The 16,407-nt window shown below is 60.9% G+C and carries 12 protein-coding genes and 1 pseudogene; 7 read left to right on the top strand and 6 right to left on the bottom strand.

Features of this window, described 5'->3' with window-relative positions; translation table 11 throughout:
- The first annotated feature begins 7 nt into the window (after positions 1–7).
- From BLR20_RS02120 to BLR20_RS28305, 5 genes and pseudogenes are all read left to right on the top strand, one after another.
- The gene (locus BLR20_RS02120; RefSeq protein WP_010436663.1) at positions 8–313 is read left to right on the top strand and encodes a sarcosine oxidase subunit delta; all 306 of its coding nucleotides are present in this window, start codon (positions 8–10) and stop codon (positions 311–313) included.
- Positions 310–3,216, top strand: coding sequence for a 2Fe-2S iron-sulfur cluster-binding protein (locus tag BLR20_RS02115; RefSeq protein WP_054992979.1), 2,907 nt, complete (start codon positions 310–312; stop codon positions 3,214–3,216). The genes BLR20_RS02120 and BLR20_RS02115 overlap by 4 nt, the downstream gene beginning before the upstream one ends.
- 3 nt (positions 3,217–3,219) lie before the next feature.
- Positions 3,220–3,792 (top strand): sarcosine oxidase subunit gamma, encoded by a 573-nt coding sequence (locus tag BLR20_RS02110; protein ID WP_054992980.1) that lies wholly within the window; start codon positions 3,220–3,222, stop codon positions 3,790–3,792.
- Between the two features lie 214 nt (positions 3,793–4,006).
- A pseudogene (locus BLR20_RS28310) lies at positions 4,007–5,089 on the top strand (cache domain-containing protein); the annotation flags it as partial.
- 90 nt (positions 5,090–5,179) lie between these two features.
- The gene (locus BLR20_RS28305) at positions 5,180–5,947 is read left to right on the top strand and encodes a methyl-accepting chemotaxis protein (RefSeq protein ID WP_390175897.1); all 768 of its coding nucleotides are present in this window, start codon (positions 5,180–5,182) and stop codon (positions 5,945–5,947) included.
- 224 nt (positions 5,948–6,171) lie between these two features.
- On the opposite strand, the gene BLR20_RS02100 is transcribed toward BLR20_RS28305, so the two are convergent.
- Entirely contained in the window at positions 6,172–7,068 is an 897-nt protein-coding gene (locus BLR20_RS02100; RefSeq protein WP_235809995.1) for a LysR family transcriptional regulator, read from the bottom strand.
- 107 nt (positions 7,069–7,175) lie between these two features.
- Here BLR20_RS02100 and BLR20_RS02095 point away from each other — a divergent pair, with 107 nt between their 5' ends.
- Positions 7,176–8,051, top strand: a complete 876-nt coding sequence (locus BLR20_RS02095) for an MBL fold metallo-hydrolase (RefSeq protein ID WP_054992983.1) — start codon at positions 7,176–7,178, stop codon at positions 8,049–8,051.
- Between the two features lie 30 nt (positions 8,052–8,081).
- Here BLR20_RS02095 and tssA read toward each other — a convergent pair whose 3' ends face one another.
- The 5 genes from tssA to BLR20_RS02070 are packed head-to-tail and all read right to left on the bottom strand — an operon-like array spanning position 8,082 to position 15,632.
- Positions 8,082–9,182: a type VI secretion system protein TssA gene (gene tssA / locus BLR20_RS02090; RefSeq protein ID WP_010430722.1), complete on the bottom strand. Its 1,101-nt coding sequence runs from the start codon at positions 9,180–9,182 to the stop codon at positions 8,082–8,084.
- Positions 9,179–12,988, bottom strand: a complete 3,810-nt coding sequence (locus tag BLR20_RS02085) for a type VI secretion system protein (RefSeq protein WP_054992984.1) — start codon at positions 12,986–12,988, stop codon at positions 9,179–9,181. The genes tssA and BLR20_RS02085 overlap by 4 nt, the downstream gene beginning before the upstream one ends.
- Complete coding sequence (locus BLR20_RS02080) at positions 12,985–13,755, bottom strand: DotU family type IV/VI secretion system protein (RefSeq protein WP_054992985.1); 771 nt, start codon at positions 13,753–13,755, stop codon at positions 12,985–12,987. The genes BLR20_RS02085 and BLR20_RS02080 overlap by 4 nt, the downstream gene beginning before the upstream one ends.
- A 17-nt stretch (positions 13,756–13,772) precedes the next feature.
- Complete coding sequence (gene tssK, locus BLR20_RS02075) at positions 13,773–15,104, bottom strand: type VI secretion system baseplate subunit TssK (RefSeq protein WP_010430716.1); 1,332 nt, start codon at positions 15,102–15,104, stop codon at positions 13,773–13,775.
- Between the two features lie 54 nt (positions 15,105–15,158).
- On the bottom strand, positions 15,159–15,632 hold the full coding sequence (locus BLR20_RS02070; protein ID WP_010430715.1) for a hypothetical protein: 474 nt from the start codon (positions 15,630–15,632) through the stop codon (positions 15,159–15,161).
- Positions 15,633–15,831: 199 nt separating this feature from the next.
- Here BLR20_RS02070 and tssB point away from each other — a divergent pair, with 199 nt between their 5' ends.
- Positions 15,832–16,383, top strand: coding sequence for a type VI secretion system contractile sheath small subunit (tssB, locus tag BLR20_RS02065; protein ID WP_010430713.1), 552 nt, complete (start codon positions 15,832–15,834; stop codon positions 16,381–16,383).
- Positions 16,384–16,407: the final 24 nt, after the last annotated feature.

Raw genomic sequence — 16,407 nt, 5'->3', positions numbered from 1 at the left:
GCGACACATGAAAATCATGACCTGCCCGCTCAACGGGCCGCGCAACATCAGCGAATTCACCTACGGCGGGGAATTCAAACACATGCCCGACCCGCAAACCTGCAGCGACAGCGAGTGGGCCGATTACGTGTTCAACAGTGAGGACACGCTGGGCGTGGTACGCGAGTGGTGGATGCACACCCCCTCCAGCTACTGGTTCCTGGCCGAGCGCCACACCGGCAGCGACGAGATCATCCGCACTTTCGACCCACGAGAACTATTTACCGCACGTATCGACTTCGCCACTCTCGCCTCCAAGGAGATCGCAGGATGACCACCCCAGCCCGCCTGCCCGCGCCCATGGGCCTGCTGATCGATCGCACTCAGCCGCTCACGTTCAGCTTCGATGGCAAAACCTATCAGGGCCTGCAGGGCGACAGCATCGCCAGTGCCCTGCTGGCCAACGGTCGCTTCCTGCTTTCGCGGTCGTTCAAGTACCACCGTCCGCGCGGCCCGCTGACCATGGCCGGACAGGACGCCAACAGCCTGATCCAGTTGCCTCACGAGCCCAACGTAATGGCCGACACCGTTGCCCTGCAGGACGGCTTGCAGGCCTCCGGGCAGAACTTCAGCGGCTCGCTGGACAATGACCGGGACGCGTACCTGGGCAAGTTCTCGAAGTTCATGCCGGTGGGTTTCTATTACCGCTCGTTCTACAAGCCCAAGGGCATGTGGAAAGTCTGGGAACCGATCATTCGCAAGAAGGCCGGCCTTGGCGTGCTGGACCTGACGTTCCAGCCCGAGTACTACGACAAGGCCTACTTGTTCACGGATCTGGCGGTGATCGGCGCGGGACCTGCCGGCATGCAGGCGGCACTGAGCGCCGCAAAAGCCGGCGCCAAGGTGTTGCTGATTGAACAGCAGCCCATCCTCGGCGGCTCGCTGGCCTATGCACGCTTCGATGTCGACGGCCTGCGTGCCGAACAGCTGCGGCGTGAACTGGTCGCTGCGGTAGAAGCGCATGACAATATCGAGGTGCTCAAGCAAGCGACCTGCAATGCCTGGTTCACCGACAACTACCTGCCGGTGATTCAGGGCAAGCGTTTGTACAAGGTGCGCGCCACGCACTGTCTGGTGTGCAGCGGCTCGCTCGATCAGCCGGTGATTTTCCGCAACAACGACCTCCCCGGCGTCATGCTGACCAGCGCCGTACAGCGTCTGATCAAGTTGTACGCCGTCAAGCCCGGCAAACGCGCGGTGGTGCTGACCGGTAATGATGACGGTTACCTCGCCGCACTGGATTTGCACGATCAAGGCATCGACGTGGTCGCAGTTGCCGACATGCGCAGCGGCCCGTCGGACCGGTCGCTGCGGCTTGCGCTGGAGAAGCGCGGCATCGTCTGCCACCTGAATACGACGGTTTATGAAGCACTGCATGAGAAAGGCATGCGCCATGTGAGCGGTGCCGAACTGCGCAAGATCACCGGCCAGGGTCAGGTGGCGAACAGCGGTTCGCGTGTCGAATGCGATCTGTTGTGCATGTCCGGCGGCTACATGCCGGTCTACCAGTTGTTGTGTCAGGCAGGCGGCAAGCTGGCCTATGACGATCAGCAGGCCGAATTCGCCATCAGTGGCCTGCCGCAGAACCTGGGCATCGCGGGCTCGGTCAACGGTTACCACGCGCTGGACAACGTGCTGGCCGATGCGGCCCTTGCCGCCGCCAGCGTGGTATCGGCACTGGGCCTGAAATCGGCTGGCGCCCCTGCCCTCCTGCGCAGTGAAGCGCAGGTCAACTTCGCCTGGCCGATTTTCCCGCACCCCGACGGCAAGGATTTTGTCGATTTCGACGAAGACCTTCAGGTACGCGATATCGTCAATGCCACGCGCATCGGCTATCGCGACATCCAGTTGGTAAAACGCTATTCCACGGTGGGCATGGGGCCGTCACAAGGCCGTCACTCGGCACTGCCGACTGCACGACTGGTGGCCGCGTCGACCCAGCGCAGTATCAGTGAAACCGGCGTGACCACGGCCCGTCCGCCCTTCGAGGCAGAGAAGCTGGCACACGTTGCAGGCCGTGCCTTCGATCCGTATCGGCAGACGCCCATGCACCAGCGTCATCTGCAGGCCGGTGCGAAGATGATGCCGGCCGGGATCTGGCAGCGTCCGGCGTTCTATGGCAAACCCTCGCAACGCGATGCCTGCATGCAGCAGGAAGCGCTGCACGTGCGTAACAAGGTCGGCATCATCGACGTGTCGACACTCGGTGGCCTGGACGTGCGCGGCCCCGACGCCGCCGAGCTGCTCAACCGCCTGTACACCTTCGCCTTTCTCAAACAGCCGGTCGGGCGTTCGCGTTATGCGCTGATGACCAACGAGCAAGGCGTGGTCATCGACGACGGCGTTTGCGCGCGCTTTGCCGAACAGCATTTCTATGTCACCGCCACCACCAGCGGTGTGGATCGCATTTATCAGCAGATGCTCAAGTGGAATGCCCAGTGGCGTCTGAACGTGGACATCACCAACGTCACGGCGGCCATTGCTGCGGTCAACCTGGCGGGTCCGGATTCGCGCAAGGTGCTGGAGCAGGTCTGTACCGACCTTGATCTGTCTGCCGCAGGTTTCCCTTATCTTGGCGTGCGCCTGGGCACTGTTGCCGGCATCAAGGCGCGGCTGTTGCGGGTCGGCTTCGTCGGCGAACTGGGCTACGAGATCCACGTCCCCGCTCGTCACGCGCTCAGACTCTGGGATGCGCTTGTCGAGGCTGGCAAGGCATTCGACATGCGTCCGTTCGGCGTCGAGACGCAACGTCTGTTACGTCTGGAAAAAGGTCACGTCATCATCAGCCAGGATACCGACGGCATGACCCATCCGGCAGAGATCGATATGGGTTGGGCCGTCAGCCGGAGCAAGCCTTTCTTTGTTGGTCGCCGCTCGGTGGACATCCTCGAGGCTCAGCCGCAAAAGCGCAAACTGGTTGGCTTCACCCTGCCCAAGGCCAGCCCGCTGCCACTTGAGGGCCATCTGGTGCTCAAGGGCCCGGACATCAGTGGCAACGTGACGTCCTGCGAGTACTCCTCGACTCTGGGCATGATCATCGGCATGGCCTATGCCGCGTTCGACCAGAGCACTCCCGGCCAGCAGATTCCGATCCGCGTCGAAGACGGTGTGGTGGTTCAGGCCACCGTCGTGAAACTGCCCTTCTTCGACCCTGAAAACCAGCGCCAGGAGCTCTGACCCATGACCAGCCTTATCCAGGACCGCCCTGTCGGCGCCAACGCGCGCGCCTTGTGCACACTGCAAGACCTCACCGATCGGCCACGCGTGGGATTTCGTGGTACGCAAAGCGCTGAATACCTGACGGCACGCGGTTTCAACCTGCCCGACGCACCGAACCGCGCCGTCACGCAGGCGGACGGCAGCCATGTCGCACGCCTTTCGCAGACCGAATTCCTGCTGCTGGGCAGCCCGCTTGATAACGGGCAGCGCATTGCCGATGAAGAAGCTCGCTGGGAGCTGGACCACAGCGCCAATTACCTGCTGCCTCGCGAAGACAGCCATGCCTGGCTGCAACTGAGTGGCGCGTGCATCTCCCAGGTAATGGCCAAGCTGTGCGGCGTGGATCTGCGCCCGGAGGCTTTTGCAGCCGGTTCGGTGGCGCAGACCTCGGCGGCGCGCATCAATGTGATCGTCATCAACCTCGGTGCGCAGACCGAACCCTGTTTCCAGATTCTCTTTGATCGGGCTTCACTGGCTTACTTCAAGGACGCGATGCTGGATGCCATGACCGAGTTTGGAGGGCGCTATTTATGAGCAACGAGTTACTGCGCTAGTGAGTAAAGGTCATGTCGTGCTCATAAGCGACAGTAAGTGTCTGTTAACGCCAAGCCAGTTAAAGAATGCCGGCAAAAAGTCGTTGACCTCTTGGTAGACCATAAGAGCGACCCTCAGCGCAACGCTTGGGGTCGCAGACTGCATCCATGCAGCGCCCAACACTTGCGGCAGTAACGGACATCCCGGAGCTCAAATGAATATCAAACAGAAATTGACGTGGGCGTTCGCAGTCATTGCGTGCTTGCCCATACTAGTCGTCGCCGCCATCGTGATCGTAAACCTGCGTGACAAGGCGACCAGTGATTTCGCGGACAGCAGCGCGCGAGAAATTCGCCAGGTCGACAATGCCATGCAGCTGTTTTTCGACGGTATTACGCAGAACGTCAATTACATCGCGGCGCACCCGCTGATCGCCGGGGCGAGCGATGATTTCCGCAACTACATGGGTGCGACGCCTACCGCGCAGTCCGAGAATGACAGGCAGGCGACCGAGCTGTTCGCCAGTATCGCCAAGGCTCACCCAGCCTACTCCTACGTCTCTTATGGTCTGATCAACGGCAGCTACATCATGACGCCGGAAGACCCGAAAATGAGCAACTACGACCCGCGTGTGCGGCCGTGGTACAAGACGGCGATGGCCAATGCCGGCAAGACCGTGCGCAGCGATGCCTATTACTGGGCCAACGACGACGCTGTGCTGGTCAGCACCATCCGGGCGATCCCCAACAAGCTGGGCAACCCTGGCGGCGTGGTCAATATCGACGTATCGCTCAAGCAACTGACCAACATCGTCAAGCAGATCAAACTGGGCGAAAGCGGCTATCTGATGCTGATGGAAAAGAACGGCACCGTGCTGGTCGATCCCAAGCAGCCCGAGCATAACTTCAAGAAACTGGGTGAGCTGGGCGACGGCTTCAGCGAGCTGGCCAAAACTGCCAGTGGTCTGGTCGAGGTCACACTCAACAGCGAGCGTTACATGGCCAATGTGTACTCATCCGAGCAGCTGGGCTGGAACTTCATCGGCCTGATCAAACAGGACGAAGTGATGGCTTCGGCCACCCGCCTGACCTGGTTGATCGGCATCATCGCTGCCGTGCTGGCGCTGGTTTTCGCCATCGTCGGTGCCAGTTTCGCCAGCGTCATCGTGCGCCCGATCCACAGCGTTTCCAGCGGGCTGGAAGGCATTGCCGGTGGCGAAGGCGACCTGACCCAGAACCTCGCCGTGCGCGGCAAGGATGAAACCGCGCAACTGGCAGGCTGGTTCAACAAGTTCCTGACTGCGATTCGCAGCCTGATCCAGCACATCGGCCAGGCCGCGGGGAAGATTCTCGAAGCCTCACACAGCTCGACACGTGTCTCCAACGACATGGCCGAAGCCGCTGGCCGGCAGCGCGAAGCAGTGGACATGGTCTCCACGGCGTTTCATGAAATGGTCGCCACTTCCAATGAAGTCGCCCGCTCCTGCAGCCAGGCCGCCGACTCGGCCGACAACGGTCAGCAACAGGCGCGTGAAGGTCAGCGTCAGATCGACGATGCGGTGCGCAGCGTCGACCAGCTCAGCGAGGAACTCACCCGCTCGGCCAAGGACATGACACAACTGGAAAAGGACAGCGCAGGCATTCAGTCGATTCTCAACACCATCCGCTCGATTGCCGAGCAGACCAACCTGCTGGCGCTCAACGCCGCCATCGAGGCAGCACGTGCAGGCGAACAGGGTCGCGGCTTCGCCGTCGTAGCCGACGAAGTCCGCGCACTGGCCAAGCGTACGTCGGACTCGACCGCCGAAATCGACAACCTGCTGGGCAACCTGGCCAAACGCACGGCGTCGGTGGCGCAGCAGATGCATGCCAGCCTCGACGTCTCGCAGCAATCGGTGACCAAGATCGGTCAGGCACGCAGCAGCTTCGGGCAAATCCGCGAGTCAGTGGATGTGATTCGCGACATGAACACCCAGATCGCAACCGCCGCCGAGGAACAGCATCAGGTGGCCGAAGACATCAACCGGCACATCAGCCAGATCCATGGCGATGCGCAGTTGATCGCCGAACTCTCGGACTCGGCCCGCGCGGATTCCAGAAGTCTGGAGATCCTGTCCAGCGAACTGGACGGTCTGGTGCGCAAGTTCAAGACCTGATAATGCATACGCGGAGCGTGAGAAACGCTAGGTATCCGCACACCCCTATCGTGCCCATGCTCTGCGTACGCAGTGCAGATCTGTGGCGCGGAGCGTTACCCAGGGCATTCCCACGCTGGAGCATGGGAACGATAGGTGTCTGGATGCCCTTCATCGTGCCCATGCTCCGCGTGGGCATGCCGTTCCGGACGCTCTGCGTCCTGTCCGCAGTAGGTGATCTTGTCTCAGGGCTCTGCGCCCTCCCTCTCAAACCACTCAGTCAAGAAAGCCAGAAAAGTGCGCAGCGTTGCCGACTGATGGTGCCTTGAGGTGTAGATGGCGTGTATCCCCAGAGCCCGTGGCTGGTACTCCGGCATCAGGGCGATCAGCTTGCCGCTCGCAATCAGCGGTGCCGCCGAATGCACCGGCTGCAGGCTGATGCCGGCTCCAGCCACTGCGGCCTCCAGCAGCACCACTGAATCGTTGGCACTGAGGTTGCCGCCGACCGGCACACTGAGCGGCAGTTGCTGATGGGTGAACTCCCACAGGCTTTTGCCGAAGTACGAATAGGTCAGGCAGTTGTGGGCAGGCAGTTCCTGTGGCCTGATCGGTGTGCCGTGCACAGCGAGATAGGCTGGAGAAGCACACACCACCGAAGCGCACTGCCCCAGCGGACGGGCAACTACATTGGGGTCCAGCTGATTGGTGATGCGGATCGCCAGATCGATTCGCTCGCTGACCAGATCCACGGCCTCGTTGCCGATGAGCAGGTCTGCCGAGGTACCGGGATAACGTTGCAGGTAAGCCGTCACCGCTGGCGCCAGAACGGCCAGAGCCAGTGACTGCGAACAGGCGATGCGCAGCATGCCGCGTGGCTCGTCGACGTGCGTATCGGCCGCCAGCGGCACCGCGTCGGCCAGCTCGATCAGTTGCTGACAACGCAACAATGTCACTTGTCCGGGCGCAGTCAAGCCGAGCTTGCGTGTGGTCCGGTGCAGCAGTCGCGCTTCGGCCCAGCTCTCCATCTGCGCCAGATAACGCGTGACCATGGCCCGCGACATGTCCAGCGCCTCGGCTGCGGCGATGAGGCTACCCCTTTCGTTGATGGCGATGAATACCCGTGCAGCTATGATCCGATCCACGATTCGTCCGATATAAGCAATCAATAGTTGCCAATACTGAGGCTTTTGTTTCACTTCGGGCAACCTAAGATAATGACCTCAGCCCAGCCCAGACAAAGGTCCTACCCATGTTGCGCACATCACTGCTTGCCCTGTCTTTCGCCGCTCTGTTCCCTCTCGTAGCCCAGGCCGCCGCCCCCTTGGCAATCGAGGTATACAACCCGGCCGAAAAAGCCGTCTTCCCGGTGTCATCCGAACTGATCACCGGCAAGCATGATGCGGTGCTCATCGATGCGCAGTTTCAGCGCAACGACGCCGAAGCCCTGGTGCAGAAGATCAAGGCCAGCGGCAAACAACTCACCACGGTCTACATCAGCCACAGTGACCCGGATTACTACTTCGGCCTGGACGTCATCAAAGCCGCGTTCCCCGAAGCGAAGATCGTCGCCAGCGCGCCTACCGTGAAAGCGATCAAGGCTTCGATGCAAGGCAAGCTCGCCTACTGGGGCCCGATTCTCAAGGACAATGCGCCAGCCAGCCTGGTTGTGCCGGAAGTGCTCAAGGGCGATCACCTGACGCTTGAAGGCCAGCCGTTGCAGATCAAAGGCCTGAACGGCCCGGCCCCCGAGCGCAGCTACGTATGGATTCCGTCCCTTAAAGCCGTGGTTGGCGGTGTCGTGGTATCCAGCGGTATTCATGTCTGGGTCGCGGACACCCAAAGCCCGAAATCGCGTCAGGACTGGCTCGCGGCACTTAAAAGCATCAAAGCGCTGAAACCGGCCACCGTGATTCCGGGCCATTACCTGGGCGAGATCCCGGCAGGCACCCAGGCAGTGACGTTCACCGCCGACTACCTGAAGTCCTTCGAAGAACACGCCGCCAAAGCCAAGGATTCCGCCACCCTGATCGACGCCATGCAAAAAGCCTGGCCGCAACTGGCCGAACCGGCTTCGCTGGAAATGAGTGCAAAAGTCATCAAGGGCGAGATGAAGTGGCCGAATTGATCTGCCCGTTTTGATCGCCGCCGAGCGCGCCTACAGCACGCCCAGCAACGTCCAGACCCGCCGCGCTTCCGTGTCGGAGGAAATCAGCTCGGAAAGCAATTCCTTTAACGGTTGGTTGCCCCACTCCACGCCCTTTTTGATCAGATAAGGCACCGGACTGTGTGGCTCGGTCCTGGTCAGATAATCGGCGATGGCCGATAGCTGCCGATAGGCGTCCTCGCGGTTACGCGGTTCAACGAACGCTCGGGCAGTCACTTGATCGCGGTTCGGGCCTGCGTCAGATACAGGGTCATGTGGCATATCGAGCGTTTCCATGGACGATGACTCGGAAGGGGCAGGTGCCAGATCCTGAGGCGGATGCATGGCGATAAATTCCTTGAACAGTGCCGCCAGCGACTGAAGGTTACTTTGCAAGACTCCAAAGGTGGGGGCTTGATCCTGCAGATGCCGTTCAGTCCAGTCTTCCAGTCGCGCCAGCGTATCGAGAGCCGTCTGAATCGCATCCAGCCGGTTCAGCCACGCGCTCAGTGGGGTGCTGCGCACTCGTTGATTGAGTTTTTTCTGCTCGTTGAGCGCGTCTTCTGCAGACACCTTGGCGGCCTTGCTGTCGTTGACCAGCACCTGCCTGCGCGTCATCTGCCGCCAGTCGCCAAGGCTGTATCCGGCAAACTCGGCGTCGTCAGAACCAAACAAGGGCAGTCGCGTAATCAACAGCTCTGCATAACGACGAGTCAGCCATTCCAAAGGCGGTGCCCGCCAGGATTGATCACCCTCTTCAGGCCGCGGATGCAAATCCTCCGGATAACGCTCGCACAACTGCTCGACCAGGCTCAGCGCGTCGACAATGCCGGACAACGCATCCTTGTGCAGCCAGGCTTCGCCCAGCCACGCCGCCACCATCAGATCCTTGCTTGTTTCACTCAGGATTGATGAGGCCAGCATCTCCAACTGGCTCCAGTCAGCCCGTTTGAGGTCTGCTTGCCACACACCGCGCGGCAGACTGTCATCTTCCTGAAGTCGCAGCTGGCGCAGACGATCGTAAACGGGGTCATGGCGTAGGCTTACACCACATGCAGACGATTCACTGACAGGCTCCAGCAGCGAACTGACCCGGGCGGATAGCTGATTCATGGTTTGACTTCCATAGCGGCGACGGAGCGCGGTGCAGAACCGAACGGAGAGCGCGGTGCCAGCGTCGGCAAGGGCTGAATGGATAAAGGCGCTTTACTGCCCTGACTCATCAATGACAGACGTACAAACATCAGGGTCTGATTCCCCTCACCCGCCGGCGCATGCACCGGCACTTCGAGGCTCAGCGGAAACTCGGTGTAATCCATGTTCGGCTGGCGCTGCATGGAGACGTGAGCCCCCATCAGCCTCAACAGCGCCCAAGGGCCGATGTATTGCCATTCCGCTTCAAGACCACCGACGCGTAAATCGGGCTGCAGCGGATCGTTGACCGGGCGCTGCGTACCGTCTCTGGCCCAGCGCAGAATCAGGCTGACCGGCTGGCCGACGCTCCAGTGCAGCACGTTGGATGTGTCGCCGGGGTAGCTGATGGCCTGATTACCTGCGATAAGCTTCCAACTGATGACCTGGTCGGCGCCCCGCTCACTGTCGCGGTCCGTGCGCCAGCGCACTTCCATATCGGCGCCCACCAGACCGGCCTTGTCACGTACCAGCAGCGCCCCCAGCCAGGGCCGCGCCAGGCGCAGGCGCTCGAGAAACTCGCCGGCAGCAGCCCTGTCGCGAACCGAGGACGCTTTTAGCCCCTCCTGCGCCTGCACCAGACGGCTGTCGATCAGACTCAGGAAATACTGCACGCGCGCGGGATCGGCATCACTCGCCTGCAAATTGTCGGCAAACGGGAAACGCCCCGAGAGGTATTGATTGAAGTAGCCCGCCAGCTCGTTCCAGGCCCCCGTGGCCTGCCCTTGCTGCAGCGCCTGACAACGACGCAATGCGCCCTGCTGCAGGGCAAGCCAGCGTTGCGTCAGTTCTCCGTTGCTGACCGGAGCACTGGCCGACTGGAGAATGCCCAGGCAGGTATCGGTGTTCATTTCGTTGAAGTCCTGGGTCAGCAGGCGGGTTATCATCGCCGGGCCGCTGGATGGGTTCTGTGCCTTGTACTGCGCCATGTTTTCGCTCAAGGCGTCGAATCGAAGCAGACCTTCCACGTCGCCCATCAACAGATTACGCTGCTGGGTCTTGAGCCACTCGACCGCTGGCGCATGCTGCTCGGTGATGCTGGAGATCGTGGAAAACTGCAAATCCAGACCGCGCTTCAGGTCCTGAGGATCGCTGGCACGCAACAATTGCAGGCCGAAGTTTTTTTCACCGTCCCACTGGTTGATATCGGCACGGTCCCTGAACAGGGGTTGTTCCAGAATCTGGCGGGTGGCGACCGCGATGTCAGACAGCGCCAGTCGGTTGAGGTAGTTTTGCAGACTGATCGCCATCTGCGGACGCTTGAGGTCCTGAAAGGCCTTGTTGACCGCCAGGGCCTGCCCGGCTTTCATATCGAACGGTTGATCTTCGCTCTGCAAGGCGTCCGGTGCTTGATCACCCATGCTCAACCACATCGATTTCGCCGTCGTCAGCTCCGCGGTCTTCAACAATGCGGCACGATAGGCCGCCGGTATCTTGGTCAGCTCTTCCTGAGAGTACCGCTTGTAGCTGTCGTAATAGCTCAAAGCCAGATCCAGGCCTTCGTCATCGACATGCAGCGCAGCATCGGAAATGGACGAATCAGGCACGCGCAACGCACTGGCCACAAAATCCCTCTTGAGCAGAAACACGATGGCGTTGCGCAACTCGCTGACCCGATCCTGCAACGACAAATGCCCGTTTGCCCCCTGGGTAAGCAGGCTGTTGCTGGCGGCGTCCTGTGAGACCCATTGGTCCTTGAAACTGTATTGCAACTGCGCCGCCTGGGCTTCCAGCCGCTGGGCCACGGGCGCGCCCAGCAATGAACTCTGCCTCACCGCCTCCAGCAACGCCTGATACCCCTGCACCAGATCCTGGCCCTTGCCGCGACTCCAGATCGAGTTGGTCATATCGACCACTGCCTGCAGGTCATCGATCAGGTCGTTGATGCGCTCGATTTCTTCAAGGCTGGTGTCGGTGCTCGACTCCAGCCTTTGCAAATGCAGCCTGAGATAACCCGCAGACGCGATGAAACCGTCGGCCCGGAAATATTGCCCCAGCCATTTGTCCATAAGCGCGTTGAAGTTGTCGGAGACTTCCTTGCGATACATCGTCAGGTCCACGGCACCCGGCGTCGACTCATCCTCGGCCAGCAGGTGATTGTAAAAGCCCTCGCGCGGCAGCGTGGCCAGGTTCAGATTCAAACCCAGCTGTGCGTTGCTCAACTGCATCCATTCATCCAGCGGTTTGCTCGGATCAGCCAGCGCAGCAGCGTACAGTGCATTCATCTGTTCGAGACGCGTGGCTTTTTCCACCAGCTCCCGGGCTTTCAGGTAGCTTGACCATTGGCCGGGATCATCGCCCTGAACGCCATTACGCCGCTCACTGTCAGTGATGGCCTGCACGTCCTTGATCTGCGCAGCCAGCAAGTCATACAGCGGCTGACGCAGATGAGTGTCCGCAACGCGTTGCAGCGCCGCGTCCATATCGGTATCGCGCGAGGAGAACCATGATGTGGGAAACACAATCGAGGCGTAGTGCCAACGAGGCGCGGTGGCCAGCATTTGCCAGAATGCCCTGACGTTGCGCCGGGTCGATTCCACTCGTTGCGTTTCGTCATTGATGGCAACGTAGCTGCCCTGCGTGTTCTGTACCAATCGGGACAGCTTGTCGGCATCTTCACTGAAATCGCTCCACACCCACACCATGCAGATTGCCCAGACCACACCGAAAGCGAGAGCAACCCCAGCCGTCAACTGTTGCCAGCGCCGACGCAGTTGCAGCAAGCGCACAACTGGCTGCGCAAGCCCACGCTCGGCATTGATGCGTCGCTGCCAGAGCGCTTCACCAAAGGCGATTTGCGTGACAGGGCCACCGAGTGCAGACAGGCTGTTGTGCTCGGCCAGGCCGGCCTGCCGCGCAGTGAAGTACAGGCCCCGGAAGCTCATCGCTTCGCTGTGCGCATTACCCTGAAACACGGGCTCCAGCAGCATCTGTACGTTGCGGCGCAAGGCATGGACACGTTCGGGAAGAAAACTCAGGTCGTCAGTCAGTTGGCCGGACAGCGCGCCGATCTGAATGACGGCCTCTGAGAGCGCTTGCGTCACCTCATCTACGGCGATGTCGCTCCAGCGCGACTCCCACACCGAACTTGGCTCATAAGGAGAAGACCAGCCAAGCATTTGCTGGCGAGCATCCTGTGGCAGCGCCGCCACCAGGTCCTGAAACCCCGGCACCTCGTCCATGCCGTTCACAACCACATAGACCGGCAGCGCCAGCCCGGTTCTCTGCAATAAATCCACAAAGCGCCGGCGCGCCGCAATGCCCAGTGCAATGGCGCGATCACTGTCGAGCAGGTCGGCCGCTGAAATGTTCCAGATCACGGCATCCAGCGGGCGGCGCCCCTTGACCCGCAATAGCAGACCCAGAAGGCTGGCCCAGCCCGATCCTTGCGCCTTGACGCTGGCATCCGGCAGAAAAAGCGATTGCGGCACTACCAGCACGGCGCCTTCGGGATCCGCCCACCAGCGTCCGAACCAGGCCGGGTTACCCACCGAGGAAAGATTCCAGCTGGCACACAGTGGAGCGCTGTGCGCATCGTCTCCGACCATCAGCATCCAAGGCGTCTGATAACGATCACTGACGCCCTGCTCTCGCTCCATCTGCCGCACGGCCTGGTGAAAACTGCGTACGGCGGGCGCATTGCGTGTGCGCAGCCACCAGACCACCAGAATCAGGACCAGCAGTACGGCGATAATGCCCAGGACCCAGCCCAGCAGAGCAAGCGTCATTGCGGCTGCTCCGTACTTGAAGCGGTGCTGCCAGGGTTCAAGGCAGGCTCCAGCCGCTGGCCGATATCCCGCCATAGCAGATGACCGACGCCAATCAACAACACGGTGGCCAGCAGGATGATCAGGGCCAGGCGCATCCCGTCGGGCATCGATTGGTGCAGTACACGTGTGCGCGGTGCCGCGCTGGCGGGTTCGGTCAGTTGCTGGCTGACGTTGGCGAACTCAGGTTCGCGTTGCCGGGTGAAGGTGTACAGCGCGTTGCGCCATTTTTCGTGCAGCGTCCTGCCCCGTTCGCCGCGCAAATGCCCTTGAAAACCAAGGATCAGGCACAACAGATAGACGTTCCCCAGATCGCGGCTGGTGGGCGCCTGTTCGTCGAGCAAACGCTTGATTTCAAGGGGCACGCGCTGACCCGCCTGACGGCTGGCGTACAGTCGCGATTCCAGCGGTTTTTCCTGCCAGGCACCCTGCCCCGACCAGTCAGCGAACAGCAGGGTTTCATCCAACAGCGCAACGAAGGCATACACCATCGCTTTCATTTGCAGGGTTGCCGAATCTCCGACGCTGGCGAATGCGTTGCGCCACAGCCGGCGGGTGATCCGGGTAGACAGCTCGACCACGGTATCCACCAGCTTGCCGGTGTCTTCGACACTTTTGTCCAGCTCGCGCCAGGCGCTCAGCCACTCCTGCCAGGCCTGGCGGAACGCATGGCTCAGCGGTGCTTCCTGCACTGCGCGCGAACGCGCCACTGCATTCCCTTCAGGCATACGACTTCCCTACCGTATCAGGCGGATTCCTGGGTGTTATCTGTCAACAGAATCACTTGCCAGGGGCTGACAGCTGCGCCAGCCACAGACGAGGTGATGTGCAATGGTTGAGCGGGATCGAACCACTGGCCGCTGGCCTCGATGACGAACAGGCGCGTGTCGTCGCCCGTGCTGTGGGCAATCTGTTCCTGACGCGCCATCGCCTGATGAGGCAAACCGCTCATCCGCTGGCGGGCCAGCACCGGGATGTGAGATCCGGACGCAATAATGGCCCGATCCAGCCACTCGCCAGCTGCCTGCTCCGAAACACCGGCAGGCATGCGCAAACCAATCACCAGCCGCTGACGCGCCTTTTGCTCCGGCAGCATGATCGAGAAGACATGCTCGGTCTGCTGGAACGGCACGCTGCGAAACCCGACACGCAACTGATCGAGCGTTCGCTCCAGCCAGCCCAGCACATCCTCATAGCCCAGATTCAAATCAAGAAAGTTCAAGGGCGCATACGCTGGCACCCCGCTAAGCGGATCGAGAACCGACCAGCTCCCGGTCATGCCCAGCAACAGGCCATGCAACGCTTGCGGTGTGGCGGTTCGGCTGCCCAGCGCACCTTCGACTTCGGGCAGGCGTGCCCACAATGCAGCGCTCTGCAGGCGAATTTCTTCGGCGTCATCCAGGTTGCCAGCCTGCCGCGCCATGCGCAGGCGACCGGCCAGAAACATGCATTTTTCCCGGACTCGGGCACACAGCGCGGCCACCCGGCGACCCAGTACAGACTCGGGCAGGATCAACGGCGTAGGCGGCACGTAGGGCAGCTGGATGAAACCGCCGCCCTCCTTGCGCAGGCGCAGCAGCGGTAGACAGATGGAGTCGGCCCGATTCGCCTCGGTGACCAGACGCGGACTGGGCCGCCAGACCGTCAGCACTTCGGGATGTTTGCCGCTGGCAAGGTCAGGCAATGCATCACCCAACAGCGATTGCAGACGCCCGTTGAGGGGCAGCAGTTGTCCGCCGCGCCATAAAGGGCTGACGGCAAGGTAGACCGTGACGGTAGAGGTCGGGGACGCAGCGGCGGCTTCGTTGACGTCCAGTTCGACGACGCTACCCGGGCCTGCGCGCAGGCTCAGCGGCAGCCCGTCGGGGCAAATGGCATCCAGCGCCAAAAGTCGTACCTGCCCGGCAAACAATGCCGAAGGATCGGTTTCGAGCGTGGTAACGCCCCAATACCAGGGGTTGGCGGCCAGTGCCAGATGAGCTGCCAGCGCCTCTGCACGCAAGCCTTGCAACTGAAAGTGCTGGGGCAGCAATTGCATGCCCTCGTGCCAGCAGACTGCATCAGGTAACACGCTCATAGTAATCCTTGACGTCCTGTTCCAGGCGCGTAGCCCATTATCGAGTCGGTACGGCTACTCGATCGCTTTTTCATCGTGCAGCGTCATTTCACGGCTATCGAATTTCAACCATATCCGGCGCTGATCGTCCAGCCGCAACCGGTGCGCGCCTGGCGAGCTGTAATGGGCGAACGCCAGCAGGCCAAGTGCAGGTTTACCGTGGAGCGGGAAAATACCTGACTCCACGAGTTGACCGGGAACCAGTTCCATACCCCACGTATACAGTTGCTGAGGATAGTCACGCTGAAACTGGGCACGCTGGGCAAACCACTCGTCGGCGGTGATTGCGGACAGCTGCCGGAGCAATCCGGCATCGTTGACGGCGACAAAATCCACGGCAATGGGTGAGTCGTCGTTGGCTCGCAACGCCACATCCAGCGTAATCCCGTCAACCCGTACCCTGGGCCCGAAAAGCGAACAGCCTGCGACCACAACCGCGATCAGCAAAACGGCAATCCATTGTCGATAGTTGAACTGTTTCGCGGTCATGATTGTCCAAAAAAAGTTTTATCTTGCATTTGGCCGATGCTGTTATAGCATCAAGCCCAATTCGCCACCACGACGAATTGAGTGGATCGCAGAAAATTCAAACCCGCCAGGGTTTGCCGGCTTTGCGGTCAAGCAAGGGAATGCGATCAGTGGGAAACCGTTGCATTGCGCCCGCCTCATGCATCGGAGTTCAGCCACCATGGCCGAAAGTACTCAGCACAAGCTAGACCGGGTTCGCCCGCCGCGTGTACAGATCACTTACGACGTTGAAATCGGTAATGCAATCGAGAAAAAGGAATTGCCTCTCGTGGTTGGCATACTTGCCGATCTGTCCGGCAAGCCCGATGCCCCCCTCCCCAAACTGATCGACCGACGCTTTGTCGAAATCGACCGGGACAACTTCGACGAAGTCCTCGCCTCCATTGCCCCGCGAACGGCCATTCAGGTCAAGAACACCCTCAGCGCTGACGACAGCTCGCTCAACGTCGAGTTGCGCTTCAGCCACATCGACGACTTCGACCCGATCAATCTGGTCAGGCAGGTCACCCCCCTGCGCCGCCTGCTCGAAGCCCGCCAACGCCTCCGCGATCTACTGACCAAGCTCGATGGTAATGACGACCTGGACAAGCTGCTCCAGGAAGTGGTCGCCAACACCGAAGGCCTGCAGGAAATCAAGTCGGCGGCTCCGCAAGGCGCACCTGCTGCGCCAGCGACTGCCGAGGGCGAACCGCCTGCAGAGCCGCAAGCCTGATCGTCGTCGCTAACCCATTCGCGG

It is taken from the genome of Pseudomonas congelans, from assembly GCF_900103225.1.
Taxonomy (GTDB): domain Bacteria; phylum Pseudomonadota; class Gammaproteobacteria; order Pseudomonadales; family Pseudomonadaceae; genus Aquipseudomonas; species Aquipseudomonas congelans.
The sequence above is the reverse complement of the archived record's forward strand: the minus strand, read 5'-3'. Positions and strand labels throughout refer to the sequence as shown.

What these genes read in the sequence shown, in the direction of transcription:
- BLR20_RS02070 (WP_010430715.1), bottom strand. Translation starts at nt 15,632, where the DNA reads ATGACCGCGAAACAGTTCAACTATCGACAATGGATTGCCGTTTTGCTG.
- BLR20_RS02085 (WP_054992984.1), bottom strand. Translation starts at nt 12,988, where the DNA reads ATGACGCTTGCTCTGCTGGGCTGGGTCCTGGGCATTATCGCCGTACTG.
- BLR20_RS02120 (WP_010436663.1), top strand. Translation starts at nt 8, where the DNA reads ATGAAAATCATGACCTGCCCGCTCAACGGGCCGCGCAACATCAGCGAA.
- BLR20_RS02080 (WP_054992985.1), bottom strand. Translation starts at nt 13,755, where the DNA reads ATGCCTGAAGGGAATGCAGTGGCGCGTTCGCGCGCAGTGCAGGAAGCA.
- tssK (WP_010430716.1), bottom strand. Translation starts at nt 15,104, where the DNA reads ATGAGCGTGTTACCTGATGCAGTCTGCTGGCACGAGGGCATGCAATTG.
- tssA (WP_010430722.1), bottom strand. Translation starts at nt 9,182, where the DNA reads ATGAATCAGCTATCCGCCCGGGTCAGTTCGCTGCTGGAGCCTGTCAGT.
- BLR20_RS28305 (WP_390175897.1), top strand. Translation starts at nt 5,180, where the DNA reads ATGGCCGAAGCCGCTGGCCGGCAGCGCGAAGCAGTGGACATGGTCTCC.
- tssB (WP_010430713.1), top strand. Translation starts at nt 15,832, where the DNA reads ATGGCCGAAAGTACTCAGCACAAGCTAGACCGGGTTCGCCCGCCGCGT.
- BLR20_RS02110 (WP_054992980.1), top strand. Translation starts at nt 3,220, where the DNA reads ATGACCAGCCTTATCCAGGACCGCCCTGTCGGCGCCAACGCGCGCGCC.
- BLR20_RS02095 (WP_054992983.1), top strand. Translation starts at nt 7,176, where the DNA reads ATGTTGCGCACATCACTGCTTGCCCTGTCTTTCGCCGCTCTGTTCCCT.
- BLR20_RS02115 (WP_054992979.1), top strand. Translation starts at nt 310, where the DNA reads ATGACCACCCCAGCCCGCCTGCCCGCGCCCATGGGCCTGCTGATCGAT.